The 22,962-nt window shown below is 70.2% G+C and carries 26 protein-coding genes; 25 read left to right on the top strand and 1 reads right to left on the bottom strand.

From position 1 onward, the window contains the following. The first annotated feature begins 15 nt into the window (after positions 1-15). Positions 16-753 (top strand): sensor histidine kinase, encoded by a 738-nt coding sequence (locus TBR22_RS13755; RefSeq protein WP_239488414.1) that lies wholly within the window; start codon positions 16-18, stop codon positions 751-753. Between the two features lie 97 nt (positions 754-850). Here TBR22_RS13755 and TBR22_RS13750 read toward each other — a convergent pair whose 3' ends face one another. Then, complete coding sequence (locus TBR22_RS13750; RefSeq protein ID WP_239488413.1) at positions 851-2,266, bottom strand: sigma-54 dependent transcriptional regulator; 1,416 nt, start codon at positions 2,264-2,266, stop codon at positions 851-853. 258 nt (positions 2,267-2,524) lie between these two features. Between TBR22_RS13750 and TBR22_RS13745 the strand changes: the two genes are divergently transcribed. The 24 genes from TBR22_RS13745 to TBR22_RS13630 all read left to right on the top strand — a co-directional run bounded on the left by TBR22_RS13745 (position 2,525) and on the right by TBR22_RS13630 (position 22,957). Beyond that, positions 2,525-3,055, top strand: a complete 531-nt coding sequence (locus tag TBR22_RS13745; protein ID WP_239488412.1) for a response regulator — start codon at positions 2,525-2,527, stop codon at positions 3,053-3,055. 205 nt (positions 3,056-3,260) lie between these two features. Beyond that, complete coding sequence (gene flgB, locus TBR22_RS13740; RefSeq protein ID WP_239488411.1) at positions 3,261-3,668, top strand: flagellar basal body rod protein FlgB; 408 nt, start codon at positions 3,261-3,263, stop codon at positions 3,666-3,668. A gap of 9 nt (positions 3,669-3,677) precedes the next feature. Beyond that, complete coding sequence (gene flgC / locus TBR22_RS13735; protein WP_239488410.1) at positions 3,678-4,109, top strand: flagellar basal body rod protein FlgC; 432 nt, start codon at positions 3,678-3,680, stop codon at positions 4,107-4,109. A 2-nt stretch (positions 4,110-4,111) separates the two neighbouring features. After that, complete coding sequence (gene fliE, locus TBR22_RS13730) at positions 4,112-4,417, top strand: flagellar hook-basal body complex protein FliE (RefSeq protein ID WP_239488409.1); 306 nt, start codon at positions 4,112-4,114, stop codon at positions 4,415-4,417. A 37-nt stretch (positions 4,418-4,454) separates the two neighbouring features. Further along, positions 4,455-6,122 (top strand): flagellar basal-body MS-ring/collar protein FliF, encoded by a 1,668-nt coding sequence (fliF, locus tag TBR22_RS13725; RefSeq protein WP_239488408.1) that lies wholly within the window; start codon positions 4,455-4,457, stop codon positions 6,120-6,122. After that, complete coding sequence (gene fliG, locus TBR22_RS13720; RefSeq protein ID WP_239488407.1) at positions 6,122-7,150, top strand: flagellar motor switch protein FliG; 1,029 nt, start codon at positions 6,122-6,124, stop codon at positions 7,148-7,150. The genes fliF and fliG overlap by 1 nt, the downstream gene beginning before the upstream one ends. Continuing rightward, positions 7,140-7,865 (top strand): FliH/SctL family protein, encoded by a 726-nt coding sequence (locus TBR22_RS13715; RefSeq protein WP_239488406.1) that lies wholly within the window; start codon positions 7,140-7,142, stop codon positions 7,863-7,865. The genes fliG and TBR22_RS13715 overlap by 11 nt, the downstream gene beginning before the upstream one ends. Next, positions 7,865-9,193, top strand: coding sequence for a FliI/YscN family ATPase (locus TBR22_RS13710; protein ID WP_239488405.1), 1,329 nt, complete (start codon positions 7,865-7,867; stop codon positions 9,191-9,193). Before TBR22_RS13715 ends, TBR22_RS13710 begins: the two co-directional genes overlap by 1 nt. Positions 9,194-9,271: 78 nt before the next feature. Further along, positions 9,272-9,727, top strand: a complete 456-nt coding sequence (locus TBR22_RS13705) for a flagellar export protein FliJ (protein ID WP_239488404.1) — start codon at positions 9,272-9,274, stop codon at positions 9,725-9,727. After that, the gene (locus TBR22_RS13700; RefSeq protein WP_239488403.1) at positions 9,724-10,092 is read left to right on the top strand and encodes a flagellar hook capping FlgD N-terminal domain-containing protein; all 369 of its coding nucleotides are present in this window, start codon (positions 9,724-9,726) and stop codon (positions 10,090-10,092) included. The genes TBR22_RS13705 and TBR22_RS13700 overlap by 4 nt, the downstream gene beginning before the upstream one ends. Before the next feature lies 1 nt (position 10,093). Continuing rightward, complete coding sequence (locus TBR22_RS13695; protein WP_239488402.1) at positions 10,094-11,353, top strand: flagellar hook protein FlgE; 1,260 nt, start codon at positions 10,094-10,096, stop codon at positions 11,351-11,353. Positions 11,354-11,409: 56 nt separating this feature from the next. Then, positions 11,410-13,107: a flagellar hook-length control protein FliK gene (locus TBR22_RS13690; RefSeq protein ID WP_239488401.1), complete on the top strand. Its 1,698-nt coding sequence runs from the start codon at positions 11,410-11,412 to the stop codon at positions 13,105-13,107. Positions 13,108-13,304: 197 nt separating this feature from the next. Further along, entirely contained in the window at positions 13,305-13,841 is a 537-nt protein-coding gene (gene fliL / locus TBR22_RS13685) for a flagellar basal body-associated protein FliL (RefSeq protein WP_239488400.1), read from the top strand. Next, positions 13,807-14,109 carry a FliM/FliN family flagellar motor switch protein gene (locus tag TBR22_RS13680; protein WP_239488399.1) on the top strand — a complete coding sequence of 101 codons (303 nt, stop codon included), beginning with the start codon at positions 13,807-13,809 and terminating at the stop codon, positions 14,107-14,109. Before fliL ends, TBR22_RS13680 begins: the two co-directional genes overlap by 35 nt. After that, positions 14,106-14,477 (top strand): flagellar biosynthetic protein FliO, encoded by a 372-nt coding sequence (gene fliO, locus TBR22_RS13675; protein WP_239488398.1) that lies wholly within the window; start codon positions 14,106-14,108, stop codon positions 14,475-14,477. Before TBR22_RS13680 ends, fliO begins: the two co-directional genes overlap by 4 nt. Beyond that, a complete protein-coding gene (gene fliP / locus TBR22_RS13670) occupies positions 14,477-15,217 on the top strand; it encodes a flagellar type III secretion system pore protein FliP (protein WP_239493493.1) in 741 nt (246 codons plus the stop codon). The genes fliO and fliP overlap by 1 nt, the downstream gene beginning before the upstream one ends. Positions 15,218-15,224: 7 nt before the next feature. Further along, positions 15,225-15,494 (top strand): flagellar biosynthetic protein FliQ, encoded by a 270-nt coding sequence (locus TBR22_RS13665; protein ID WP_239488397.1) that lies wholly within the window; start codon positions 15,225-15,227, stop codon positions 15,492-15,494. Further along, entirely contained in the window at positions 15,495-16,250 is a 756-nt protein-coding gene (locus TBR22_RS13660; RefSeq protein ID WP_239488396.1) for a flagellar biosynthetic protein FliR, read from the top strand. A gap of 70 nt (positions 16,251-16,320) precedes the next feature. Continuing rightward, positions 16,321-17,316 carry a flagellar biosynthesis protein FlhB gene (locus tag TBR22_RS13655; protein WP_370651343.1) on the top strand — a complete coding sequence of 332 codons (996 nt, stop codon included), beginning with the start codon at positions 16,321-16,323 and terminating at the stop codon, positions 17,314-17,316. A gap of 17 nt (positions 17,317-17,333) precedes the next feature. Continuing rightward, a complete protein-coding gene (flhA, locus tag TBR22_RS13650; protein WP_239488394.1) occupies positions 17,334-19,382 on the top strand; it encodes a flagellar biosynthesis protein FlhA in 2,049 nt (682 codons plus the stop codon). A 3-nt stretch (positions 19,383-19,385) separates the two neighbouring features. After that, positions 19,386-20,390 (top strand): hypothetical protein, encoded by a 1,005-nt coding sequence (locus TBR22_RS13645; protein WP_239488393.1) that lies wholly within the window; start codon positions 19,386-19,388, stop codon positions 20,388-20,390. Further along, positions 20,387-21,175 (top strand): sigma-70 family RNA polymerase sigma factor, encoded by a 789-nt coding sequence (locus TBR22_RS13640; protein ID WP_239488392.1) that lies wholly within the window; start codon positions 20,387-20,389, stop codon positions 21,173-21,175. The genes TBR22_RS13645 and TBR22_RS13640 overlap by 4 nt, the downstream gene beginning before the upstream one ends. Continuing rightward, positions 21,172-22,164, top strand: coding sequence for a flagellar motor switch protein FliM (fliM, locus tag TBR22_RS13635; protein ID WP_239488391.1), 993 nt, complete (start codon positions 21,172-21,174; stop codon positions 22,162-22,164). Before TBR22_RS13640 ends, fliM begins: the two co-directional genes overlap by 4 nt. Further along, positions 22,157-22,957, top strand: coding sequence for a flagellar motor switch protein FliN (locus tag TBR22_RS13630; protein WP_239488390.1), 801 nt, complete (start codon positions 22,157-22,159; stop codon positions 22,955-22,957). The genes fliM and TBR22_RS13630 overlap by 8 nt, the downstream gene beginning before the upstream one ends. Positions 22,958-22,962: the final 5 nt, after the last annotated feature.

The following is a 22,962-nucleotide window of genomic DNA, read 5'->3' as shown; positions in this document are numbered from 1 at the left end:
TCGCAAAGGAGCGACGTGTCCCCTTCCGAACCGTTGCCGGTGCCCTCCGAGGCCATCGGCGCCCCCGCGCGCGACCTCGGTGCCGGCGATCTCGTGTTCGCCAACCGCCTGATCACGCTCGAACTCGTGTTGCCCAACGTCACGCACGAGATCAACAACGCCCTCCAGGTCATCGGGGGACTCGGTGAGATCCTGGCGACAAGGCCCGGCATCTCCGACGACGTCGCACAGAAGTTGCAACGTATCCATGGGCAGTCGGTGCGGTGCTCGGGGCTGCTGCGCGAACTGCTCGGCTACGCGCGTCGAGACGAGGCGTCGCCGGTCACTGACGTCGCCCGCAGCCTCGACCGTGCATTGAACCTCAGGCGCTACCACCTTGCGCGTGCCCGGGTCACCGTCCACGTCGAGCCGCTGAGCGACGGGACCCACCTGGCGAGGATGGACTCGCAGCACTTCGAGCAGGTGGTGGTGAACCTGGTGCTCAACGCCGAGCAGGCGCTGATGGGGCGGCCCGATCCGGTGATTCGCCTGACCTATGGGCGGGATGGCGGCCAGCTGGTGCTGCAGGTCAGCGACAACGGGCCCGGCATCGACCAGGCGCGCGAAGGGGACTACTTCGCGCCGTTCATGACGACGCGCGACGGCGCGGTCGGGCTCGGGCTCACCGCCAGTCGAGCGCTGGCCAACGCGGCCGGCGGGGCGTTGCGGTTCACGGCGCCGTCGAGCGTCGAGTTGCGGGTTCCGGCGAAGTAGGCGGCACACTTCCCGCGTTCACGAGAAGAGGGGAATCGGCAGCGCCGGTTCCCCTCTTCTTCGTGCGCGTTCCGGTGTGTGCCCGCTGGCTCGCGGGCTAGGCGGTGGCGCTGATGTCGTCGGGCGGCGTGGCGACGTTGAGTCGATTCAGCTTGTCGATCAGCGTGGTCCGGCTCAACTGGAGCAGGCGAGCGGCCTGGCGCTTGTTGCCGCCGGTCTTCTCGAGGCACCGGACGATCAGCTCGCGCTCGAGCTGCGACACGACCTGCGTGAAGTTGATCCCCTCGTCGGGGATGGCCACGGTCGGCAGGAGTAGCGAGGCCGCCGGGGCCGAGATGTCCTCGGGCAACGCGCGCGCCTGGATCTCGGTGTCCTGACCGGTCATCGCCACGGCGTGCTCGATGGCGTTCTCGAGCTGGCGGATGTTGCCCGGCCAGCTGTAGTTCATGAGCGCCCGCATCGCGTCCTGGGTCAACGTGCGCGGCGGCAGGTTGTTGTTGCGGCAGGACTTCTGCACGAAGTGCCGGGCCAGCAGCGGGATGTCTTCCTTGCGGTCGCGCAGCGGCGGCAGCGTGATGGGAATCACGTGCAGCCGGTAGTAGAGATCCTCGCGGAACGTGCCGTCCTTGACCATCTTCTTGAGGTCGAGGTTGCTGGCCGCGATGATGCGGGCGTCGAACTTGATCGACCGGCTCTCGCCGACCCGCTCGATTTCCTTCTCCTGCAGCGCGCGCAGCAGCTTGGCCTGCATCTGCAGGCTCATCAGCGCCACTTCGTCGATGAAGAGCGTGCCCCGGTGGGCGAGTTCGAACCGGCCGACGCGTGCCTGCACGGCGCCCGTGAAGGCGCCCTTGGCGTGGCCGAAGAGCTCGGCCTCGGCCAGCGGTTCCGGGATGGCGGCCGCGTTGAAGGCAACGAACCGCTGATCGGCGCGCGGGCTGTTGTGGTGGATGGTGCGCGCGATCAGCTCCTTGCCCGTGCCGGTCTCGCCCTGAATCAGCACGGTGCTGTTCATCGGCGCCACCAACTCCAGGGTGGAGAAGACGTGGCGCATGGCCGAGCTGTGGCCGATCACGCTGTCGAACCGGTACCGGTCACGCAGTTGGGCGCGCAGTTCGGCGTTCTCCTCCCGCAACCGGCGCTGCTCGAGGGAGGTGGTCAGGATCCGGTTGAGCTGGGAGAGCTGGAACGGCTTGATGAGGAAGTCGATCGCCCCACGTCGCATCGCCGACACGGCCTCGGCCACGCCGCCGAAGCCGGTGACCATGACGGCCAGGATGTCGGGGTAGCGACCCACCGCGGCGTCGAGCACGTCCAGGCCGTCGGCGTCAGGCAGGCGCAGGTCGATGACGATGGCGTCGTAGGCAAAGCCCTTGAGCCGGTCCAGGGCATCGGCGCCATCGGGGCTCTGGGCCACGACGAAGCCTTGCTCCGTGAGGGATTCGGCAATGGTCTGACGAAGCTCGGCTTCGTCCTCGACCACGAGAACCGATGGCTGGGGGCGGGTTGTCACGGGCACCTCCGTACCGGACACGACGCGTGGGGCGCCGGCGGTCGCACGACCGTCAGCAGGGCGACCTGACGCGGAGCCCAGTATTGGGCTGAAGTATGTCGCATGTCAAACAGGATTGTCGGTCTGCCGACAGTACACCTTTAGGGTGAACCGGGGCGATGACGGGAAGGCGTCGGCCGGTCGTCAGTCGTCGATGGCACAGGTCTCGCCCATCACACCTGAGCGTGTCCTCGGATAGGATGACGCCGAGGACACACCGTGGCCCAGCGGCAGGAACGCCCGGCAGTACTGATCGTGGAAGACGAGGCGGACATCCGGGAACTGCTCTCGGAGTACTTCCGCGCGCGCAACTACGAGGCGGTGGGCGCGGCCGACGGCCGTGCGGCACTCCTGGCCATCGAGCGGGAGCCTGACCGATTTTCGTTGGTGATCACCGATCTGCACCTGCCTGGCGTCGACGGACTGGCGGTGCTCCGGGCGGCCAGGGCGGCCAATCCCGGTTGTTATGTGGTGATCGTCACCGGGTTTGCCTCGCTCGATTCGGCGATTCAGGCGGTGCGGCTCGGCGCCTACGACTACCTGACCAAGCCGTTCTCGCTCGGGCAGATCGACGTCGTGCTGCAGCGCATCCACGACATCCAGGTCCTGCACGCCGAGAACAAGCGACTGACCCGGCAGGTGTCCCAGAAGGACGCCGTGGACCTCCGGCAGGCATTGCTGCTCCGACTCGACGGCATCGAGACCCGCCTGACCCGCATCGAAGCGGCCCTCCGCGCCCGCACGATGTAGACCGGTGGCCGTTCGGCTGACCGAGCGTCGGTGCTCCGACGCTCCACGACGAGGCCGAGCCGACGGCAAATGCGAAAAAGCTTCGGGATCTGGCAGGGGCGCCATCCGGTGACGGGATGGCGTCGTTCTTGCTCTACCGCTGGGTGAAACGCGTCCGGACCGGAAATCGGCACCGTGACGCGGATCTTGAAACCCCGGACGAGCGATGCCGATCTCCTTTCCCACCTCCGACGCGCAGACGATGAGCGCGCTGCGTCGCACCCTCAGCCTGGCAGCCGCCAAGCAGGTGGTGTCGGCGAGCAACCTCGCCAACCTGAGCACCCCGGGCTACAAGGCCCAGGAAGTCGACTTCGACGAGACGCTCGACCAGCAGGTCGGCGGCGCGCGCCTGGCCGTGACCAACGGCAAGCACCTCGGCGGCGGTCCCGGCTCGGCCAGCGGCGTGTCGACCCGGGAACGGCAGGACGACGCCGCCCGTCGCGACGGCAACACCGTCCAGGTCGACCGCGAACTCCTCAACATGACCACGGCGGCTGGCGAGTTCGCTCGCGCGCAGACCGCCCTGGCCGCCAAGTTCCGCCTCGTGCGGTACGCCCTGAACGAGAGCCGGTAAGGAGCGGGCATGTCGAGTCTCTACAGCGCGGTCAACGTTGCCGCCAGCGCCCTGTCCGCCGAGCGGACGCGCATCGAGGTGGCGGTCTCCAACCTCGCCAACGCCGAGACGACTCGCACCGAGAGCGGCAAGCCGTATCGCCGCCGCGACGTCGTGCTGGCGTCGGACACCGTCCAGAGCTTCGACGGCGTCCTCGGGCGTGCCTCGGCCACCGGCGTCAAGGTCGCGGCCATCGTCGAGGACACCTCGAAGCCACGGCTGCGGTACGACCCCTCGCATCCCGACGCCAACAAGGACGGCGTGGTCGAGCTGCCCAACGTCGATCCGGCCGTCGAGATGGTGGACATGGTGGGCGCCTCGCGCGCCTATCAGGCCAACCTCACGGCCATCAACCTGATTCGCGACCTGGTGTCGCGCGCCCTCGAACTCGGAAGGTCGTAGCCATGGCCATCGACGCAATCACTGCCAAGGTCATCACCGGCGTCGGCACCGGCGCCGTCCCCGCCACGTCGTCGCTCGGCGGCGATGGCGGCGAGGGATTCGGCGCGGCGCTCTCCCGACTGGTCGACACGGTCGAGCAGAGCCACGCCGGAGCCAACCAGGCCGTCAACGGCATGCTGGCCGGCCAGACCGACGTCCACGACGCGATGATTGCCCTCCAGCGCGCGGACCTCACGCTGCAGTTCGGCGTGCAGGTGCGCAACAAGCTGATGAACGCCTACCAGGAAATCATGCGCATGCCCGTCTAGGGCACGCCCTCCGCCGCAGAGAGAGTCAGGGTTCATCGTGGCATTCCTACCCGTGCAGTGGCAGTCCGTGGTCGAGAGGAGCAAGGCCGTGCGCGCCTCGCTCTCCACCGGCCAACTGGTCTCCCTCGTGGCCGTGTTCGTCGGTGTCCTCGCGCTCGTGATCGGGTCGGCGTGGTACCTGAACCGCACCGAGTACCGTGTGCTGTTCAGCGACCTGAACGCCGAAGAGGCGGCCAGGGTCGTCGAGCGCCTCAAGGCCGACAACGTCGACTATCAGCTCCAGGACGGCGGCCGCACGGTGCTCGTCCCGGTGGCCAGCACCGACAACCTCCGGCTCCAGTTCGCCGGCGAGGGCATGCCGGCCAGCGGCCGCATCGGCTTCGAGATCTTCGACAAGGTGGCGTTCGGCCAGACCGAGTTCCTCGAGCACGTCAACTATCGTCGGGCCCTCGAGGGCGAGCTCGCGCGCACCATCACCACGCTCTCGGAGGTGCAGGCCGCCCGCGTCCACATCGCCATGGCCAAGGAGTCGCTGTTCGGCGCCAAGGAGCAGCCTGCCAAGGCCTCGGTCACGCTGACCCTCAAGGGCTCTCGCGCGCTGGCGCCGCAGGCCGCCGCCTCGATCACCAACCTCGTGGCGGCCAGCGTCGAGGGGCTCCGTCCCGAGCAGGTCGTGATCATCGACAACTACGGCCGTCCGCTGGCGCGCGGGCAGATGAGCCCCGACTCGGGCGACATGGCCGGGATCGACCTCGAGAAGCAGCAGAAGTACGAGCGCGATCTCGCCACGAGGGTCGTCGCTTTGCTCGAGCCGGTGGTCGGCGTCGAGCGCGTCCGCGCCAACGTCAACGTCCGCCTGCACGCCGCCTCCGAGGAGCAGACCAAGGAAGACTTCAACCCAGACCCGGTCATCCGCAGCAAGCAGGAGACCTACGAGGGCTCGCAGGCCGCGGTGGCTGCCGGCGTGGCGGGTGCGCGCGGCAACCTCCCGGCGCCGGTCGCGCCCGACGGCACCCCCGTCGCGCCGACGCCGACGCCGGCCGTCACCACCAGCGGACTGGCCAGGAGCAGCAACCTGACCAACTACGAGATCTCCAAGACCGTGACGCACACCATCCGCCCGCGCGGCGAGGTCGCCCGCGTCTCGGTCGCGGTGCTGGTCGACGACGAGCACGTGTCGACGGTGGCGCAGGACGGCTCGGTGACGACCAAGCGCAAGCCGCGCGACCCGGCCGCGATGCAGAAGCTCCAGAAGCTCGTCGCGGCGACGATCGGCCTCGACGCGCAGCGCGGCGATCAGGTCACCGTCGAGAACATCGCGTTCGAGGCCCCGGTGCCCGAGCCGGTCGTCACGCCCACGCTCTGGCAGCGCGTCTCCGACCAGAGCAGCGGGGCCGTGCGCGTGGTGGCCATCCTCCTGATGGTCGCCATGGTGCTGTTGCTGTTCGTGCGGCCGGTGGTCGGTCGCCTGTTGACGGTGCCGGGCGCCCACGACCACGCCACCATCAACATGCCGCAGCAACTGCCCAAGACCATCGAGGAGATCGAGGGCGAGATCGAGGCGCAGCTCGACGCCACGCCGGTCGAGGGCGACCGTCGCCAGCCGGTGCTCACGCGCCGCGTCGCCAACCTCGCGCACAAGGAACCCGAGAGCGCCGCCAAGCTGGTGCGCGGCTGGCTCGCCGAGAGCAAGGGAGCGCGGTGATGACCACGGCCCTGATGCCGCGGATGACCGATCTCAATGGCGTGCGCAAGGCCGCCATCCTCACGGTGCTGCTGGGAGAGAACGCCTCCGGCGAGCTCTTCAAGCACCTGAACGAGGAGGAGATCGAGATGATCGCCCGCGAGGTGGCCCTGCTCGGCCCCGTGCCGGCGGCGACCGCGACCGAGGTGCTCGAGGAGTTCCACACCATGTGGAAGGCCGCCGAGTACGTGACCAAGGGCGGCGTCGACTACGCATCGAAGCTCCTGGTCAAGTCCCTGGGACCGGATCTCGCCAAGCGCGTGCTCGATCGCGTGGTCAAGACCTTCGAGTCGTCGATGGCCTTCAACGGCCTGGAGAAGGCCGATCCGCAGCAGCTGTCCAAGTTCATCCAGAGCGAGCATCCGCAGACCATCGCGCTCATCCTCGCGCACCTGAAGCCGGGGCCGGCCGCGCAGTTGATGCAGAGCCTTCCCGAGGACCTGCGCGTCGAGGTCGTCACGCGCATGGCCAACCTGGAGGAGATCTCGCCCGAGGTGATCTCCCGCATCTCGGCGGTGATCGAGCAGCGCCTCAAGTCGCTCGGCGCGAGCACGCACGAGTCGTACGGCGGCGTGCGCGCGGTCGCCGAGCTCCTCAACCGGATCGATCGCGGCATCAGCCAGCCGGTCCTCGAGGCCATCGAGGCGCAGGCCCCGGAACTGGCCGTGTCGATCCGCCACCTGATGTTCGTGTTCGACGACCTGCTCCACGTCGACGACAACGCGCTGCGCGAGATCGTCCAGCGCGCCGACAAGAAGGTGCTGACCATCGCGCTGAAGGGCACGTCGGAGGACATCCGCAACCGCTTCTTCCAGAACATGTCCAAGCGCGCCGTGGACATGATCAGGGAAGAGATCGAGCTGCTCGGCGCCGTCCGCCTGCGCGAGGTGGAGAAGGCGCAGCAGGAGATCGTCGGCATCGCGCGCAAGCTCGAGGAAGAGGGCCTGCTGCAGACGGGCGCCGCCGCCGGGGAGCCGTATGTCACTTAGGACGCGACGGATCCGCGGCGAGGCGCTGCCGGTGGAGCGCTTCGCCTGGAGCCCCACCGAAACCGGTGGGCGCCCGGGCGGGAGCAACAGCGACGTCTGGGCGCCGCTCGAGGCGATGCCCGTGGTCGGCCACCAGCCGCCGCCGGCCGCACCCGAGCCCTACCAGCCGACGCCCGAACAGCAAGCGCAGCTGGCGGCCCTCGAGCGCGAAGCCTTCACCAAGGGCTATGCCCAGGGCGAGCGCGCCGGGCTGGAAGCCGGCGGCAAGCGCGCCGAGGCGATGCTGCGGCGCCTGGCGCAGACGCTGGAGGAGCTCTCGGGCCTGCGCGACAACATGGTGCGCCAGACCGAGCGCGAGCTGGTGCAGTTGTCGGTGGCCATCGCGCGGCGGATCCTGCAGCGGGAAGTCAGCGTCGACCCCGAGTTGACCGCGGCGCTGGCCCACATCGCGCTCGAGCGTCTTGGTGGCGCTGCGCCGGCCACGGTGCGGCTCCACCCCGACGACTACACCGTGGTGACGGCCGGGCAGGTCACGCCGCTCAGCGGACGGCAGGTCGAGATCCTGCCTGATCCCTCCGTGTCCCGCGGCGGCTGCCTCGTCGAATCGGAGTTCGGCTTCATCAACGCGTCGGTCGACGCGCAGGTGGACGAGATCGCACGCGCCGTGCTCGGCGAGCCCGTCGTCTCGCCGGTCAGCCGCCGCGGAGTCGCCTGATGGCCCTCATCGACCTTGCTGGCGGCTTCTCGCTGGCGCGCTATCACGAACAGGTCGCCTCGGCCGACCCGCTGCCGATGGTCGGCCAGGTCGTGCGCACCGTCGGCCTGCTCGTCGAGTCGAAGGGACCGCGCGTCCGCGTCGGCGAGCTCTGCGAACTGCAATCGCGTGACGGCGCTCCGCCGCTGATGCTGGAGGTCGTGGGCTTCCGCGACAACCTGCTGCAGTCGGTGCCGCTCGGCAGCACCACCGGGATTCGCCCGGGGGACCAGATCGTCTCGCGCGGCCGTCCGGCGTCGGTGCCGGTCGGTGACGCCCTGCTCGGACGCGTCATCGACGGCCTGTGCCGTCCGCTCGACGACCTCGGTCCGCTCGGCACCAGCGAAGTGGGGCCGTTGCACCCGCCACCGCTCAACCCGCTGGCCCGCCAGCCGATCGACATGCCGATCGGGACCGGCGTGCGCGCCATCGATGCGTTGCTGACCGTCGGCCGCGGCCAGCGCGTCGGCCTGTTCGGCGGCAGCGGCGTCGGCAAGAGCACGCTGCTCGGCATGATGGCGCGTGGCACCGCCGCCGACGTCGCCGTGATCGCGCTGGTGGGCGAGCGCGGCCGCGAGGTGCGCAGCTTCCTCGAGCACGACCTCGGGCCCGAGGGCCGGCGCCGCTCGGTGGTCGTCGTCTCGACCTCCGACAACCCGCCGCTGGTCCGACTGCGCGCCGCGTATGCCGCCACGGCGATCGCCGAGTGGTTCCGCGACCAGGGCAAGAACGTCCTGCTGATGATGGACTCGGTGACGCGCTTCGCGATGGCGCAGCGCGAGGTCGGGCTCGCGGCAGGGGAGCCGCCGACCGCGAAGGGCTACCCGCCGTCGGTGTTCGGCCTGCTGCCGGGATTGCTCGAGCGCGCCGGCAACGTGCAGGGGCGCGGCTCGATCACGGCGATCTACACCGTGCTTGTCGAGGGCGACGACACCAACGAGCCGGTGGCCGACAACGTGCGCGCCATCCTCGACGGCCACATCGTGCTGTCGCGATCGCTCGGCGCGCGCAATCACTACCCGGCCATCGACATCCTTCCGAGCGTCAGCCGCACCATGCCCGACGTGACCACGCCGGAGCACCGGATGAAGGCCGGTCGGGTGCGTGACTGGATGGCGTTGATCCGCGAGAACGAGGACCTCGTGTCGGTCGGGGCCTACGTCGCCGGCTCCAGCGCCCGCATCGACGATGCGCTGGCGCACCGCGAGGCGATCGATGCCTTCCTGAAGCAGCCCGCCGAGGATCTCGTGGACTACGAGTCGTCGGTGTCGTCGCTCGAGGCGCTGTAGGCATGGCGCCCCGTCCACGGCTGTCGCAGGCCCGACACTTTGCGCAGGCGCTGGCCCTTCCTACTCGACACAATCGGCATGGCTCGCTTCCGCTTTAGGCTCGAACCCGTCCTGCAGATGCGCCAGCGCGCCGAGGATCAGGCGCAGCAGGCCCTCGCACGCGCCGAACGGCAGCTCCAGGAGGCCGAACGCGGCCTGGCGCTGGCCGAGAACCGTCTCGGCGACGCCTACGCCGCCGCCAACGAGGCCGAGCGCGGCGGCGCCGACGTGATTCGGCTCACGTGGCATCGAAATTGGATTGTCGTCAAGACACGGGACGTGGAGGCTGCCCGCCTCGACGTCCGCGACCGGCTCGAGACCCGGGACCTGCGGCTCCGCCAAGCGCAGGAGGCGCGCAAGCAACGCCTGGTCCTCGCCCGGTTCAAGGATCGCGCGCAGCAGGCGTACGACGCCGACGTGGCCCGGCTGGAGATGCAGGCCATCGACGAACTCGCGACCATCAAGGCCGCGCGCAGGGCAGGAGACTTCCAGTGAGCACATCGGCCATCGGCACCACCACCGCACAGGGCCTTGCCGCCAACGCCGCGCAGGCGACCACGCGCGCGACCGGCACCCGCGACCTCGGACAGGACGCCTTCATGCGGCTGCTCACCACGCAGCTGCAGAACCAGGACCCGACCAAGCCGCAGGACAACGGCGAGTTCATCGCGCAGCTGGCCACGTTCAGCCAGCTCGAGAAGCTCACGATCATCTCCGACAAGCTCGATCAGATCGGCACCGCCCTCGGCGTGACGCTGACCGACACGGGCGCGTCCGGCACGTCCGGCACGAGCGGAGCCACCACCCCCAGCAGCACCGGCACCACCGGGACCAGCACCACGAAAGACGGAGGCAAGTGAAATGGCAGTCGGATCATTTTCCGCCGGGTTGTCGGGCCTCAACGCCAACGGCACCTACCTCAGCGTGATCGGCAACAATCTCGCGAACATCAACACGATTGCCTACAAGAGCAGCGCGGTCAGCTTCGCCGACCTCGTGAGCCAGACCGTCGGCGGCACCAGCATCAACCCGATGCAGGTCGGGCTCGGCGTGCTCACCGGCTCCATCTCCCCGGTGTTCAGCCAGGGCGCGATCGAGAACACCCGCGAGGCGACCAACGTCGCCATCCAGGGCAGCGGCTTCTTCGTCGTGCGCGGCGACAACGGCAACGCCTACACGCGTGCCGGCAACTTCGCCTTCAACGCCGACGGCGAGCTGGTGACTCCGGATGGCTGGCGCGTGCAGGGCTACACCGATCTCGATCCCGTGACCGGCGAGGTGGTGACCACCAACGGCCTGAAGGACATCGTCGTGCCGCCGGGCGTGCTCCGGCAGCCGGTGGCCACCAGCAACGTGCGCACGCTGATCAACCTCGACGCCAACGCCGATGTCACCGGCGCGCCCAACTTCACGACCCCAATCAAGATCTTCGACGCGCTCGGTTCGTCGCACGTGATCACGGTCAACTTCCAGAAGACCGGCGCCGGCGCCTGGACCTACACGGCCACCGTGCCGCAGGCGGAAGTCAACGGCGGGACCGGCGTGTTCCAGCTGGCGACCGGCAACCTGACCTTCAACGGCGCCGGCCAGCTGACGGCGCCGGCCGCCGACGTCACCTTCACGGCGCCGGCGACGTGGGCCAACGGCGCGGTGGGCACCAACATCACCTGGGACATCACGCCGCCGCCGGCCGACAAGCCGTCGATCACCAACTTCGCCTCCGCGTCGGAGACCTCGTCGATCACCCAGAACGGGTCGGCCGCCGGCCAGATCAGCAACATCTCGATCGACCCCGAGGGGCAGATCGTCGCCACGTTCGGCGCCGGGCAGACCGTCTCGGTGGGTCAGCTGGCGCTGGCCAACTTCAACAACCCGAAGGGCCTCGTGAAGCTGGGCGCCAACCGCTACGGCGAAAGCCAGTCGGCTGGCATCGCCAATGTCGGCACCGCCGGCACCGGCGGGCGCGGCACCCTGATCGGCAGTGCGATCGAGCAGTCCAACGTCGACATCGCGCAGGAGTTCACGCAGATGATCCTGGCGCAGCGCGGCTACCAGGCCAACTCGCGCACCATCACCACGTCGGACGAAGTGCTCCAGGAAACCCTGCAGCTGAAGCGGTAGTGACCTGACACGCCGGGCGGCCTCGCGGCCGCCCGTGCGACGCGCCTGGAGCCGCCATGAGCCTCGTCCCGTTCGCCCCGTCCACCGCTGCCGCCGTGCCGTCGGCCGTCTCCCGACCGGCGGGCTCGCCTGCCTCACCACGCGCCGGCGGCCCCCCCGCGGCCTCGCCGCGCAGTCAGGCCGTGGCCCGCGGGGGCGTCACGGCAACGCACCAGGCCAAGGGCCGGCAGGGCTTTGCCAGCGTGCTGGCCGCCGTCCAGGACCAGGAACCGCAGGAGGCCGCGGACCGGTCGCCCTCGTCGATAGCCTCCCCGGAAACGCGCGCCACCACCGGGGCGCCTGGCCCGTCGAGCCACGAGGCCGCCGAGAGCGAGGACGAGGCCGTTCCGGGAAACGACCTTCGGACGGCGTCGCCCGGCGACCCGCAGACGCCGTGGCTCCTGCTCGCGCTCGGGGCGGGCCCCTGGGCCGAGGTCGTGGCGCCGTCAGCCGACGGCGCACACGTGGGTGCCGAGGATGGCGGCGGGGACGCGGTGATCCTTGCGCTGGACGAACGTCTCGCGACGTCACCGGCCGAGCCCCCCGCGGCGCCAGGGTCGCAGCTCGTCGTGGCAGCGCCGCTCGCCGGCGAAGCGTTCGTCGTGGGCGCACCCGCGGGGAACCCCGTGGCGTCGTCCTCGGCGCCCGTCATCGAGAACGGCCGTCTCCAGGAACCGCCCACCGCGATGCCCACGGGGCCATTGGCAGCCGCCATGGCCCGCACGCCCAACGCCACGGGGCAGGCCTCGGCCGACCTGGAGACGAGCGCGACACCGTCAGGCGAGGCGACCCTGGGCGGCAGCCCTGATACTGCCCAGGCGGGAGTACCCGTCCAGGCGGAGCGCGCGTCGGTCGGTGCCACTCCTGCCGACGCGACGTCCACGGACCCGCCCGCGGTTCACGCGCCCGCGGCAGACATACGTGCCCGCTCGAGTGTCGCGAGCGGCGGCGGGGACCGATCGGCCCCCACGACCGCGGGAGAGGGAACCGACCGCGTGCCCGGCGGAGGCCAGGTTGCGCCGGGCGCGACCGCGAACCGGCTGGCCCAGGCGCTGGGCCGGGCGGTTGGCGCGCAGACGGACGCACCAGGGGCCGCGGTGCATCTGGTGCCGGTCGAGGCGAGTGCGACGCCGCCCTCGATGTCGCCGTCGGCGTCGCGGGCCACCGAGGTGCTCCTGCGTCTCGCGCAGGGCGGCGGTCCCGTGTCGCGCCGGGCGACCGAGTCGGCCGCCAGTGGCGCCTTCGCCCAGATGCTGTCCTCGGCGCTGCCGACGTCGGCGACGACGCCCGTCGGCGCGGCGCCACCGCCCTCGGCGCCGCTCCCGGTGGCGACCGGCGAACAGGTGCTGGCCCAGGTGGTGGCGTCGCTGAAGGTGCAGTGGAAGGACGGCATCGGGGAGGCCAAGCTCCACCTCCGACCGGATGCGCTCGGCCACGTCAGCGTGGCCCTCAAGGTCGAGGCTGGTGCGGTGACCGCGGTGGTCAAGGCCGACAACCCGCAGGTGCAGGAGTGGATTCTCCAGCACCAGTCGTCGCTGCGGCAGCAGATGGAAGCGGCCGGCCTGCGCCTCGACGACCTGGTGGTCTCGCCCGACGACCAGCGGCAGTCCGGCGGGCAGTCGCAGCCCGACGGGGAGGAGGCGCCGCATCGCCAGCCCCGGCGCGACCGCGATCAGGCCCGCGGCGACGGCGCCCGATTCGAGATGCTCCTCTGACTCGCCCGGTGTCGCCGCACCGTCACACCCGCCGGGGGAACGGCGGCCACCTGGCCGCGCCCGGCGGGCCAATCCTGCGAAATCGGCACTTTTCCGCGCTTCTTTAATCGCGCCGCTGGCCAGCCTCGCCGCCGGCGCGCGGCATCAGCCTTGCTCCCTCTCCTGGTGACCGCCTGAGCGCGGACGCAGGAGTGTCCATGAGCAAAGCTGCCGCGAAGTCCGACGACGCCCCCAAGAAGAAGGGCAAGCTCCCCCTCATCCTCGGCCTGGTGGTCCTCCTGGCAGGGGGTGGCGGTGGCGGCTACTGGTACTACGCCCGGCAGAAGGCTGCGGCGGCTGCCGCCTCCCAGGGCAGCGATCCGGGCAAGGCCAAGGCGGGTGAGCACGGCGAGGGCGGTCACGAGGCAGAGGCGAAGGAGGGTGGGGCGCTCCTGCCGCTCGACGTGTTCACCGTGAACCTGGCCGACACCGAGGCGCAACGGTTCCTCCGCACCAACGTGCAGCTGGTGATCGACGCCGACGAGGCCGCGCTGAAGGAGATCGAGGAGGAGAAGCTCCCGGTCGCCCGGGCCCGCTCGGTGGTGCTCGACCTGCTGTCGACGCAGAAGTCGGCCGACATCGCCACGGCGGAAGGCAAGGCCGCCCTCAAGAAGGCCATTGCCGCGCAGACGGCCAAGGCGATCCACCACGAGGTGCTCGATGTCCTCTTCTCCGACTTCGTCATCCAGTACTGACCTGTCGCTGCCGCCGGCCCTGGCCAGCTTCGGCGACGTCAGGATGCGCGTCGACGTCATCCTCGGCCGCGGCTCCATGACGCTGCGCGCCTGCCTCGGCCTGCAGCGGGGCAGCGTCGTGCGCCTCGCGCAGTCGGCGGGGCAGGACCTGTTCGTGCTCGTGAACGACGTGCCGGTGGCGCGCGGCGAGGTCGTGATCATCGACGACAGCGTGTCGCTGCGGCTCACCGAGTTCCGCCAGAAGGCGGCGAGCGAGGCGCTGGCGTGACCACGTTCCTGCTGGCGCAGGCGCAGGCCGTGCCCGTCACTCCGGGCTGGTCCGACGGCCCTGGCGTCGTGCGCACCCTGCTCTCGCTGATGGTGGTGATCGGCCTGATGGCCGGCTGCCTGTGGCTGATTCGCCGCAGCGGCTGGCAGGGCGGGCGCAAGGGCGCCCGCGCCGTGCAGGTGGAGACCGCCGTGGGGCTGGGCGATCGCCGCCAGCTCGTGATCGTGCAGGTCGAGGGGCGCCGGTTGCTGCTCGGCGTGACGCCCATGCACGTCTCGCTGGTCACCGAGCTGGCGGCCGGTGCCGCCTTTGCCGACACCCTCGCGGCGCAGGTCGGCCAGGCGCCGTCGGCAAGGGGGCAGGCGTGATGCGCCGCGTCCTGGTCACCGCAGCAGCCACCCTGGCGGTGTGGGCGGCGCTGGCCGCGCCGGTGCTCGCGCAGGCTGCCGGCAACACCCGCATCGACATCGACGGCATCGGCGCGATCTCGGCGCCGCTGCAGGTCGTGCTGCTGCTGACGCTCCTCAGCTTCATCCCGGCCATCCTGATGACGATGACCGCGTTCACGCGCATCGTCATCGTCTTCCACTTCCTGCGGCAGGCGCTCGGCACCCAGGAAGCGCCGTCCAACCAGATCCTGATCGGCCTCTCGCTGTTCCTCACCGTGTTCGTGATGGCGCCGGTCGGCGAGCAGGTGAACCAGGCCGCCGTGCAGCCGCTCATGAACGACCAGATCACGGTGACGCAGGCGCTCGAGCGCGGCACGCCGCCGCTGCGCGGCTTCATGCTCAAGCAGACGCGCGAGACCGACCTGGCGCTGTTCGTCGAGCTCGGCAAGGTGCCACGGCCCGACACGCCCGACGCCCTGCCGATGCGCGTGGTGATCCCGGCCTTCATCCTCTCGGAGATCAAGACCGGGTTCCAGATGGGGTTCTACCTGTTCGTCCCCTTTCTGCTCATCGATCTGGTGGTCTCCACCACGCTGCTGTCGATGGGCATGCTGCAGCTGCCGCCGGCGATGATCTCGCTGCCGTTCAAGATCATGCTGTTCGTGATGATCGACGGCTGGAACCTGCTGGTGTCGTCGCTGGTCCGCAGCTTCCTCTGAGGCCCCCATGTCCGAAGCCCTCGTCGTCGGTATCGTCCGCCAGGCCATCGAGCTGGCCATCCTCGTCAGCCTGCCGATGCTGCTGGCCGGCCTGGTGGCCGGCGTGCTGGTGAGCATCTTCCAGACGGTCACCAGCATCCAGGACAACGTGCTGGCGTTCATCCCGCGCGCCGCCGCGATCTTCCTCACGTTCGCGGTCACCTTCCCGTGGATGCTCCGGCTGATGTCGGGGTTCACGCGGCAGATGGTCACGCGGCTGCCCGAACTGGTGCGGTAGATGGACCTGTCGCCGCTCCTCGTGTTCGTGATCGCGCTGATCCGCCCGAGCCTGATCGTGATGGCGACGCCGCTGTACGGCGGGACGTACGCGCCGACGATGGCCAAGATCGGACTGCTGCTGGTGCTGGCGGCCTTCATGGCGCCGGTCATCGGCGTGCCGCGGACGCTGGCCTCGGGGATGCTCATCGCGGTGATGGTGCGAGAGGCGCTGATCGGCCTGGCGCTGGCGATGACGGTGCGCCTGCTGCAGGCCGGCGCCGAACTCGGCGGCTACCTCACCGGGTTCCAGATGGGGCTCTCGTACGCGGCCCTGGTCGACCCGCAGAGCGGCGTGCGCAACAACGTCCTGGCGGCCCTCTACGGATCGATCACCGTCATCGTGCTGCTGGTGACCAACGCGCACCACGAGCTGCTGCGCGCCCTCGCCGCCTCCTACGAGGCGCTGCCCATCGGCGGCGGCGCGGTGGCGACCAACCTGGCCGAGATGACGGCCGGGATGTTCGGGCTGATGTTCACGCTGGGCGTGCGGCTCTCGGCGCCGATCGTCATCACGCTGCTGCTGGTGGAGGTCGGGCTCGGCGTGATGGCGCGGGTCGCCCCGACGCTGAACCTGATGGTCACGGCCGCGCCGGTGCGCCTCCTCATCGGCTGGATGGCGTTGGCCCTGACCCTGCGGGTGCTGCCCGACATCCTGACGCGCGCCTTCCCGCAGGCGCTCACCCTCGGCGCCCGGACGGCCGCCGCGTTGCACTGACGCCATGGCCGAGGACCGCACAGAACAACCGACCGCGAAGCGCCGCCGGGATGCCCAGAGGAGAGGGCAGGTGGCGCGCAGCCGCGATCTCAACGACGCCTTCCACCTCGGCGCCGCGCTGATGGTATTGGCCTACTGGGGGCCGTCGATGATGGCCGGCCTCGGCACCGTGATGGCGTCGGGCATCACGCGCATGGGCGACGCGCGGGCGCAGGCGATCACCTCGGGCGAGGTCGTCAACCTGGCGCTGCAGGGCGTCTGGCAGCTGGCGTGGCTGGTGGCGCCGCTCGCCGTGGCCGCGGTGGTCGCCACCGCCGCGGCGACGCAGGCGCAGGGTGGCTTCATCATCGCCACCGAGGCGCTGCAGTTCGACCTGAACCGCCTGAACCCGTCCAACGGCTTCAAGCGCCTCGCGCCCAACCAGGCGGGCCTCAACCTGCTCAAGACGGTCATCGCCGCCACGGTGGTGGGGTGGGTGGCGTGGCTGGCGGTCCGGAGCCTGATGGACGAAGCGCCGCGCTTCGCCATGGTCGCGCCGCAGGCCTCGGCGATCAGCGCGTGGGGGCATGCGGTGGCGTTCCTCAAGCGTGCGGTGATCACCCTGCTGGCGCTGGCGGCGGCCGACTTCGGCGTGCAGAAGTGGCGCACCCTCGAGTCCTTGAAGATGACCAAGCAGGAAGTCAAGGACGAGATGAAGATGCAGGAGGGCAACCCGGAGATCAAGGCCCGGGTCCGCCGCGTGCAGCGCGAGATGCTGCGCAAGCGGATGCTCGCCGCCGTCCCCAGGGCGACCGTCGTGGTGACCAACCCGACGCACTTCGCCGTCGCCCTCCGCTACCAGCGCGGCCAGAGCGCACCCGAGGTCGTCGCCAAGGGCGCCGATGCCCTGGCCCTCAAGATCCGCACGATCGCCCGCGAGCACGGCGTGCCCATCGTCGAGAACCCCCCGCTGGCGCGGGCCATCTACCGGCAGGTCGAGGTGGGCGAGTCCATCCCCGGCGACCTGTTCGAGGCGGTGGCCGAGGTGCTGGCGTACCTGATTCGCCTCAAGCAGCTGGTGCTGTGAGGTAGAGGAGAACGCGCGTGTCCTCCCATCCCAAGCCGTTCGGGCCGTCCCAGTTGCTCGTGCCCGGTGTCGTCCTGCTGGTGCTGGCGCTGATGGTGCTGCCGCTGCCGCCGGTCCTGATGGACCTGCTGCTGTCGGTGGACATCGCCTTGTCGGTGGTGCTGCTGCTGACCGCCGTCTACGTGAAGGACCCGATCGAGTTCTCGGTGTTCCCGTCGTTGCTGCTGCTCCTGACGCTGCTGCGGCTGTCGCTCAACGTCGCGTCCACCCGCCTGATCCTGCTGCACGGCAACGAGGGGGTCGATGCCGCCGGCCACGTCATCATGTCGTTCGGCCAGTTCGTGGTGGGCGGCAACTTCGTCGTCGGCATCGTCGTGTTCCTGGTGTTGATCGCGATCCAGTACGTGGTCATCAACCACGGCGCGGTGCGCATCTCGGAAGTGACGGCGCGGTTCACCCTCGACGCCATGCCCGGCAAGCAGATGTCGATCGACGCCGACCTGAACGCCGGCACGATCGACGAGAAGGAAGCCAAGCGGCGTCGCGACAACGTCCGCAAGGAGGCCGACTTCTACGGCGCGATGGACGGCGCCATCCGCTTCACGCAGCGCGACTCGCTGGCGGCGCTGCTGATCACCGGCGTCAACATCGTCGCCGGCCTGATCATCGGCGTGATGCAGTACGAGATGGAACTGGTCGACGCGGCCAGGACCTTCACCATCCTGACGGTCGGCGAGGGCCTGGTGACCGCGATCCCCTCGCTGCTCGTCTCCATGTCGGGCGGCCTGATCACGACGCGCGCCTCGTCGGAGTCGTCGCTGGGGGAGGACGTGGCGGGGCAGTTGCTCACGCGCGTGCAGCCGCTGGCCATCGGCGCCGCCTTCCTGTTCTTCATGGGCCTGGTCCCCGGCCTGCCGAAGCTGGCCTTCTTCCTCGTCGCCGCGGCCTTCGGCCTGGCCGCCTACATGAACCGCGAGCCGGCGGCCAGCGACCTGTCCGACGAGGCGCTGGACACCGGCGGGGCGCCGATCCAGGCCGAGCCGAGCGTCGAGAACCTGGCCTCGGTGGACCCGCTGGCCGTGGAGGTGGGGTACGCCCTCATCTCGCTCGTCGACGAGCGGCAGGGCGGCACGCTGCTGCAGCGGGTGAAGTCCATCCGCCGGCAGATCGCCACCGAGACGGGCATGATCGTCCCGCCGGTGCACGTGGCCGACAACCTGCAGCTCGGGCCGCGCACGTATGCGCTGCTGGTCAAGGGCGTCGAGGTGGCGCGCGCCGACCTGATGCCCGACCGCCTGCTGGCCATCAACCCGGGGACCGCCACGGCGGCCATCGACGGCACCAACGCCCGGGAGCCCGCGTTCGGCCTGCCCGCCCTGTGGATCCGTGCCGAGCAGCGCGAGGCGGCCACGGCGGCCGGCTACACGGTGGTCGACCCGACGACGGCGCTGTCGACCCACCTGTCGGAGATCATCAGGAACTTCCTGCCCGACCTGTTGACGCGCCAGCACACCAAGGACATGGTGGACCGTGTCGCGCAGGCGTCGCCGCGGCTGGTCGACGACCTGATCCCGAAGCTCCTCGGCCTGGGCGACGTGCAGCGCGTGCTGCGCCAGCTGCTGCGCGAGCGGGTGCCGGTCAAGGATCTCACCACCATCCTGGAGGCCCTGGCCGACGCCGGCGCGCAGACCAAGGATCCCGATCAGCTGAACGAGGCCGTCCGGCAGGCGCTCGGCCGCGCCATCTGCCGGCAGCACCAGACCGACCAGGGCGAGCTGCCGACGATCAACCTGGCGCCGTCGCTCGAGGAGCGCCTGATGCAGGCCATCGTCCGCACCGAGCATGGGGTCGTCCTGGCCATCGACCCCAACGACGCGCAGCACATGGCGTCGCGCATCGCGCGGGCCCTCGAAACGGCGGTGGCACAGCCTGTGCTTTTGTGTTCGCCAGCACTGCGTCCGCACCTGTGGCGACTGTTCACCCGGGTGCTCCCGCAGATGGGGGTCCTCTCGCACAGCGAAGTGCCTCCGCACGTGAAGGTCGCACCGGTTGCCGTCCTCGAATAGGCCATGACTCCTCAGCGTTTTCGCAGTTCCAGCGTTCGTGACGCCCTTGCCCAGGCCAGGGAGGCCCTCGGGCCCTCGGCCCTCGTGCTGGGCACGCGCCTCGTGCCGGCCTCGGGCTGGCGTGGCTGGTTGGGCGGGCGTGAGGTCGAAGTCTCGGCATTCGCGCCGGCCGGGGTGTCGGAGAACCGACGGTCCCGTGAGTCCGAAACCGCACACCCCGCACACGCCCGCGGCGCCCAGCCGCCGGTCACCGACAGCCTGGTGGCGCGCCTGATTGCGACCGGCCTCGATCGCGACCTGGCCGAGGACGTCGTGGAGGCCATTCCGCAGGCGCGGCGTCGCGACATCTCGCAGGGCCAGTTGCGGCAGGCCCTGGCGGCCTCGCTGGCGCCGGTGGCCAGTCGCGGCCTGGCGCTCGGCGACGTCAACGTCTTCATCGGCCCCCCGGGCGTCGGCAAGACGACGACCATCGCCAAGATCGCGGCGCAGGCACGGGCCCGCGGCGAGCGCCGGTTCCGGCTGGTGGCGGCCGACGGGTATCGGGTCGGCGCCGTGGAGCAACTGCGGCTCTACGCGGATATCATCGGCAGCCCGTTCGTGGTGGCGCGCACGCCCGAGGAAGTCGGGGCCGCGGTGGCCAGCAGCAAGCTGCCGGTGCTGGTGGACACGCCCGGCCTGTCGCCGGCCAACGAGGAGGCGGCGGCCTTCTTCGAGGCGCTGTCGGCCCTGCCCGGCGTGCACACGCACCTGGTCGTGCCCGGCAGCACCACGCCGCGCGACTTCGAGCGGATCTGGGACCGGTTCGCCATGGCCGGTGCCGATCGCGTCGTGATGTCGAAGGTCGACGAGGCCGAGACCGTGATGCCGCTGGTGCGCGCCCTCCGCCAGCGCGCGCTGCCGGTCTCGCTCATCGGCCTGGGCCAGCGAGTCCCCGAGGACCTGGTCGAAGCGGATCCAGAAAGTCTCGCCGCGTGCCTGCTCGGGCAGGTGCCCGTGGTGCACGCATGAACGCCCCCGCGCGAAAGCGCCGGACAGGAGAAGAGGCCGTGTCGGTTATGTCCCATCAGGCGAGCTATGTGGACCGCGATCAGCTCGTGATCGCCCATGTCGGTCTCGTCAAGGCGATGGCCCATCGCCTCGCTCAGCGCCTCCCGGCGCAGGTCGAGATGACCGACCTGATCAGCGTCGGGGTCATGGGGCTGATCGACGCCGCGGGCCGGTACAAGGCCTCGATGGGCGTGCCGTTCGACGCCTTCGCCCGCCGTCGCGTGCAGGGCGCGATGCTCGACGCGCTGCGTGACCTCGACTGGGCGCCGCGCTCGCTGCGCCGCATGCGCCGCGAGCTCGATGGCGCGGTCGCCAAGCTGCGCGCCGAGTTGAAGCGCGAGCCGACCGAGGACGAGGTCGCCGGCCAGATGCAGATGTCGCCGGCCGAGTACGACAAGGCGATCGACCAGGTGCGGACCCTCGAGGTCGGCGCCATCCGTCAGCTCGACGCCACCGGCGAGGACGGGCAGCCGCTCCTCGAGCTGTGCATCGACGTCGACGAGGGCCCCGACGCCCAGCTCGAACGCAAGGAACTGCGGATGCTCCTCGCGCAGGCGATCATGGACCTGCCCGAGCGCGAGCGGCAGATCCTGGCGCTGTACTACGAGGAGGAGATGACCATGGCCGAGATCGGCGCGGTCATCGGCGTGTGCGAGTCGCGCGTGTCGCAGCTCCGTTCGCTGGCGCTGTCGCGGCTGCGCAGCAGCCTGAAGGCCCGGCTGCAGAAACCCGAGGCGCAGGCGTGAGCAAGATCCTTTCCCAGGACGAGATCGACGCGCTGTTGACGTCGGCCGCGGACCTGGAGAAGGCGGCGGTCAACGACCTGCCCCTCGAGGGCGAGTCGGTCATCGTCTACAACTTCCGCCGCCCCGACCGGGTCAACAAGGAACAGATCCGGTCGCTCCACTTCCTGCACGACCGCTTCGCGCGCAACATCTCGACGTCGCTCTCGGCGTACCTGCGCACCGTCACCGACGTCAACGTCACCTCGGTGGAGCAGTTCACGTACTCCGAGTTCCTGATGTCGCTGCCCGATCCCACGGCGTTCTATGCCATCTCCCTGACCCCCCTCGAGGGGCTCGGGGCGCTGGAGCTCAATCCGTCGGTGGCCTTCTCGATGATCGACCGGATGCTCGGCGGATCGGGGAAGGGTATGGCGCCGACGCGCGGATTGACCGAGATCGAACACAACGTGATCGACGGCGTGGTCAAGCTGGTGCTCGAGCACCTCACCGAGACGTGGCGCAACATCGTCGACGTCCGCTTCCGGGTCAATGGTCGGGACACCCGTCCCCAGATGCTGCAGGTGGCGGCCCCGAATGAAGTCGTCGTCCTCATCGGCTTCGACATCAAGATCGGCGACGCCCGCGGAATGTTGAATTTCTGCCTGCCGGCCACCGCCATCGAGACCGTCGGCGACTCGTTCACCCACACCTGGTACCGCACCCACCGCGAGCCGACCATGGACGACCGGCAGCAGTTCTGGCGCACGCTGGGCCACCTGCCGGTGGACGTCTCGGCCACCGTGGAGACGACCCTGCCGGCCCGCGACGTGCTCGACCTCGAGCCCGGCGACGTCATCGCCCTCGGCCATCGCCTTGGCGATCCGCTGCAGGTCCGGGTGTGCGACACCGTGAAGTTCGAGGCCTTCCCGATGCAGGACAACGGCCACGCCGGCGTCCGGCTGCTGCACCAGGTGTCCAGCGCGACCCACCCGGAGGCCGTCAATGGGTGACACCAAGTCCCTCCTCGACGCCCTCGCCACCAACCTCGGCGAGTCGCTCGGCGCGATGACCGGCACGGCGGTGCGCACCATGCCGACGGTCGGCGGGGCGACCGTCGACTGGCAGGTGCCGGTGCAGGTCGGCGGCAGCGCCGTCGGCACCGTGTGGGTCGGGCTGAGCCAGGACGGCGCCACGCAACTGGTCGCCGCCATCCTGGGCGATCCCAGCCTGGTCACCGACGCCGACATCGTCGACACGCTCAAGGAGCTCCTCGGCCAGGCGGCCGGGGCGCACGTGCACGGCGAGGGCAAGGGGCTCACCCTCACGGTCGACGCACCCGGGCCGGGCGCGACGCCGCTGATGCCCGACGCCCAGTACTACGACCTGATGGTCGGGGCGGCCGACCCGATCCGCCTGGTGGCCTGGGGCCGCACCATCGCCGGCCTGGCCCCGGAGCCGGCGCGCCCCGCGGCAGCGGCGATGCCCGCGCCGCCGGCGGCGCCGCCGGCACCGGTCCCGGTGGCCGCCGCCATGCCGCCGCCGCGCAACCTCGACGTCGTGCTCGACATCGAACTGCCGATCACGGTGCGTTTCGGCGAGACGCAGATGACGCTCGAGAACCTGGCCCGCCTCGGGCCGGGGTCGATGATCGACCTCGCACGTTCTCCCGACGATCCGGTCGACCTCCTGGTCAACGGCCACCTCGTGGCTCGCGGACAGGTCGTGGTGGTGTCGGGATGCTACGGCGTGCGCGTCAACGAGGTGGTCAGCCCCGCCGACCGCCTCCGCAGCCTGCAGATGTAGGGAGC

This window comes from Luteitalea sp. TBR-22 (assembly GCF_016865485.1).
Classification (GTDB): domain Bacteria; phylum Acidobacteriota; class Vicinamibacteria; order Vicinamibacterales; family Vicinamibacteraceae; genus Luteitalea.
The sequence above is the reverse complement of the archived record's forward strand: the minus strand, read 5'-3'. Positions and strand labels throughout refer to the sequence as shown.

What these genes read in the sequence shown, in the direction of transcription:
- TBR22_RS13695 (WP_239488402.1), top strand. Translation starts at nt 10,094, where the DNA reads ATGGCAGTCGGATCATTTTCCGCCGGGTTGTCGGGCCTCAACGCCAAC.
- TBR22_RS13715 (WP_239488406.1), top strand. Translation starts at nt 7,140, where the DNA reads ATGTCACTTAGGACGCGACGGATCCGCGGCGAGGCGCTGCCGGTGGAG.
- TBR22_RS13680 (WP_239488399.1), top strand. Translation starts at nt 13,807, where the DNA reads ATGTCCTCTTCTCCGACTTCGTCATCCAGTACTGACCTGTCGCTGCCG.
- TBR22_RS13630 (WP_239488390.1), top strand. Translation starts at nt 22,157, where the DNA reads ATGGGTGACACCAAGTCCCTCCTCGACGCCCTCGCCACCAACCTCGGC.
- flgB (WP_239488411.1), top strand. Translation starts at nt 3,261, where the DNA reads ATGCCGATCTCCTTTCCCACCTCCGACGCGCAGACGATGAGCGCGCTG.
- TBR22_RS13665 (WP_239488397.1), top strand. Translation starts at nt 15,225, where the DNA reads ATGTCCGAAGCCCTCGTCGTCGGTATCGTCCGCCAGGCCATCGAGCTG.
- TBR22_RS13690 (WP_239488401.1), top strand. Translation starts at nt 11,410, where the DNA reads ATGAGCCTCGTCCCGTTCGCCCCGTCCACCGCTGCCGCCGTGCCGTCG.
- fliL (WP_239488400.1), top strand. Translation starts at nt 13,305, where the DNA reads ATGAGCAAAGCTGCCGCGAAGTCCGACGACGCCCCCAAGAAGAAGGGC.
- fliG (WP_239488407.1), top strand. Translation starts at nt 6,122, where the DNA reads ATGACCACGGCCCTGATGCCGCGGATGACCGATCTCAATGGCGTGCGC.
- fliP (WP_239493493.1), top strand. Translation starts at nt 14,477, where the DNA reads ATGCGCCGCGTCCTGGTCACCGCAGCAGCCACCCTGGCGGTGTGGGCG.
- fliE (WP_239488409.1), top strand. Translation starts at nt 4,112, where the DNA reads ATGGCCATCGACGCAATCACTGCCAAGGTCATCACCGGCGTCGGCACC.
- TBR22_RS13640 (WP_239488392.1), top strand. Translation starts at nt 20,387, where the DNA reads ATGAACGCCCCCGCGCGAAAGCGCCGGACAGGAGAAGAGGCCGTGTCG.
- flgC (WP_239488410.1), top strand. Translation starts at nt 3,678, where the DNA reads ATGTCGAGTCTCTACAGCGCGGTCAACGTTGCCGCCAGCGCCCTGTCC.
- TBR22_RS13645 (WP_239488393.1), top strand. Translation starts at nt 19,386, where the DNA reads ATGACTCCTCAGCGTTTTCGCAGTTCCAGCGTTCGTGACGCCCTTGCC.
- TBR22_RS13705 (WP_239488404.1), top strand. Translation starts at nt 9,272, where the DNA reads ATGGCTCGCTTCCGCTTTAGGCTCGAACCCGTCCTGCAGATGCGCCAG.
- TBR22_RS13710 (WP_239488405.1), top strand. Translation starts at nt 7,865, where the DNA reads ATGGCCCTCATCGACCTTGCTGGCGGCTTCTCGCTGGCGCGCTATCAC.
- TBR22_RS13660 (WP_239488396.1), top strand. Translation starts at nt 15,495, where the DNA reads ATGGACCTGTCGCCGCTCCTCGTGTTCGTGATCGCGCTGATCCGCCCG.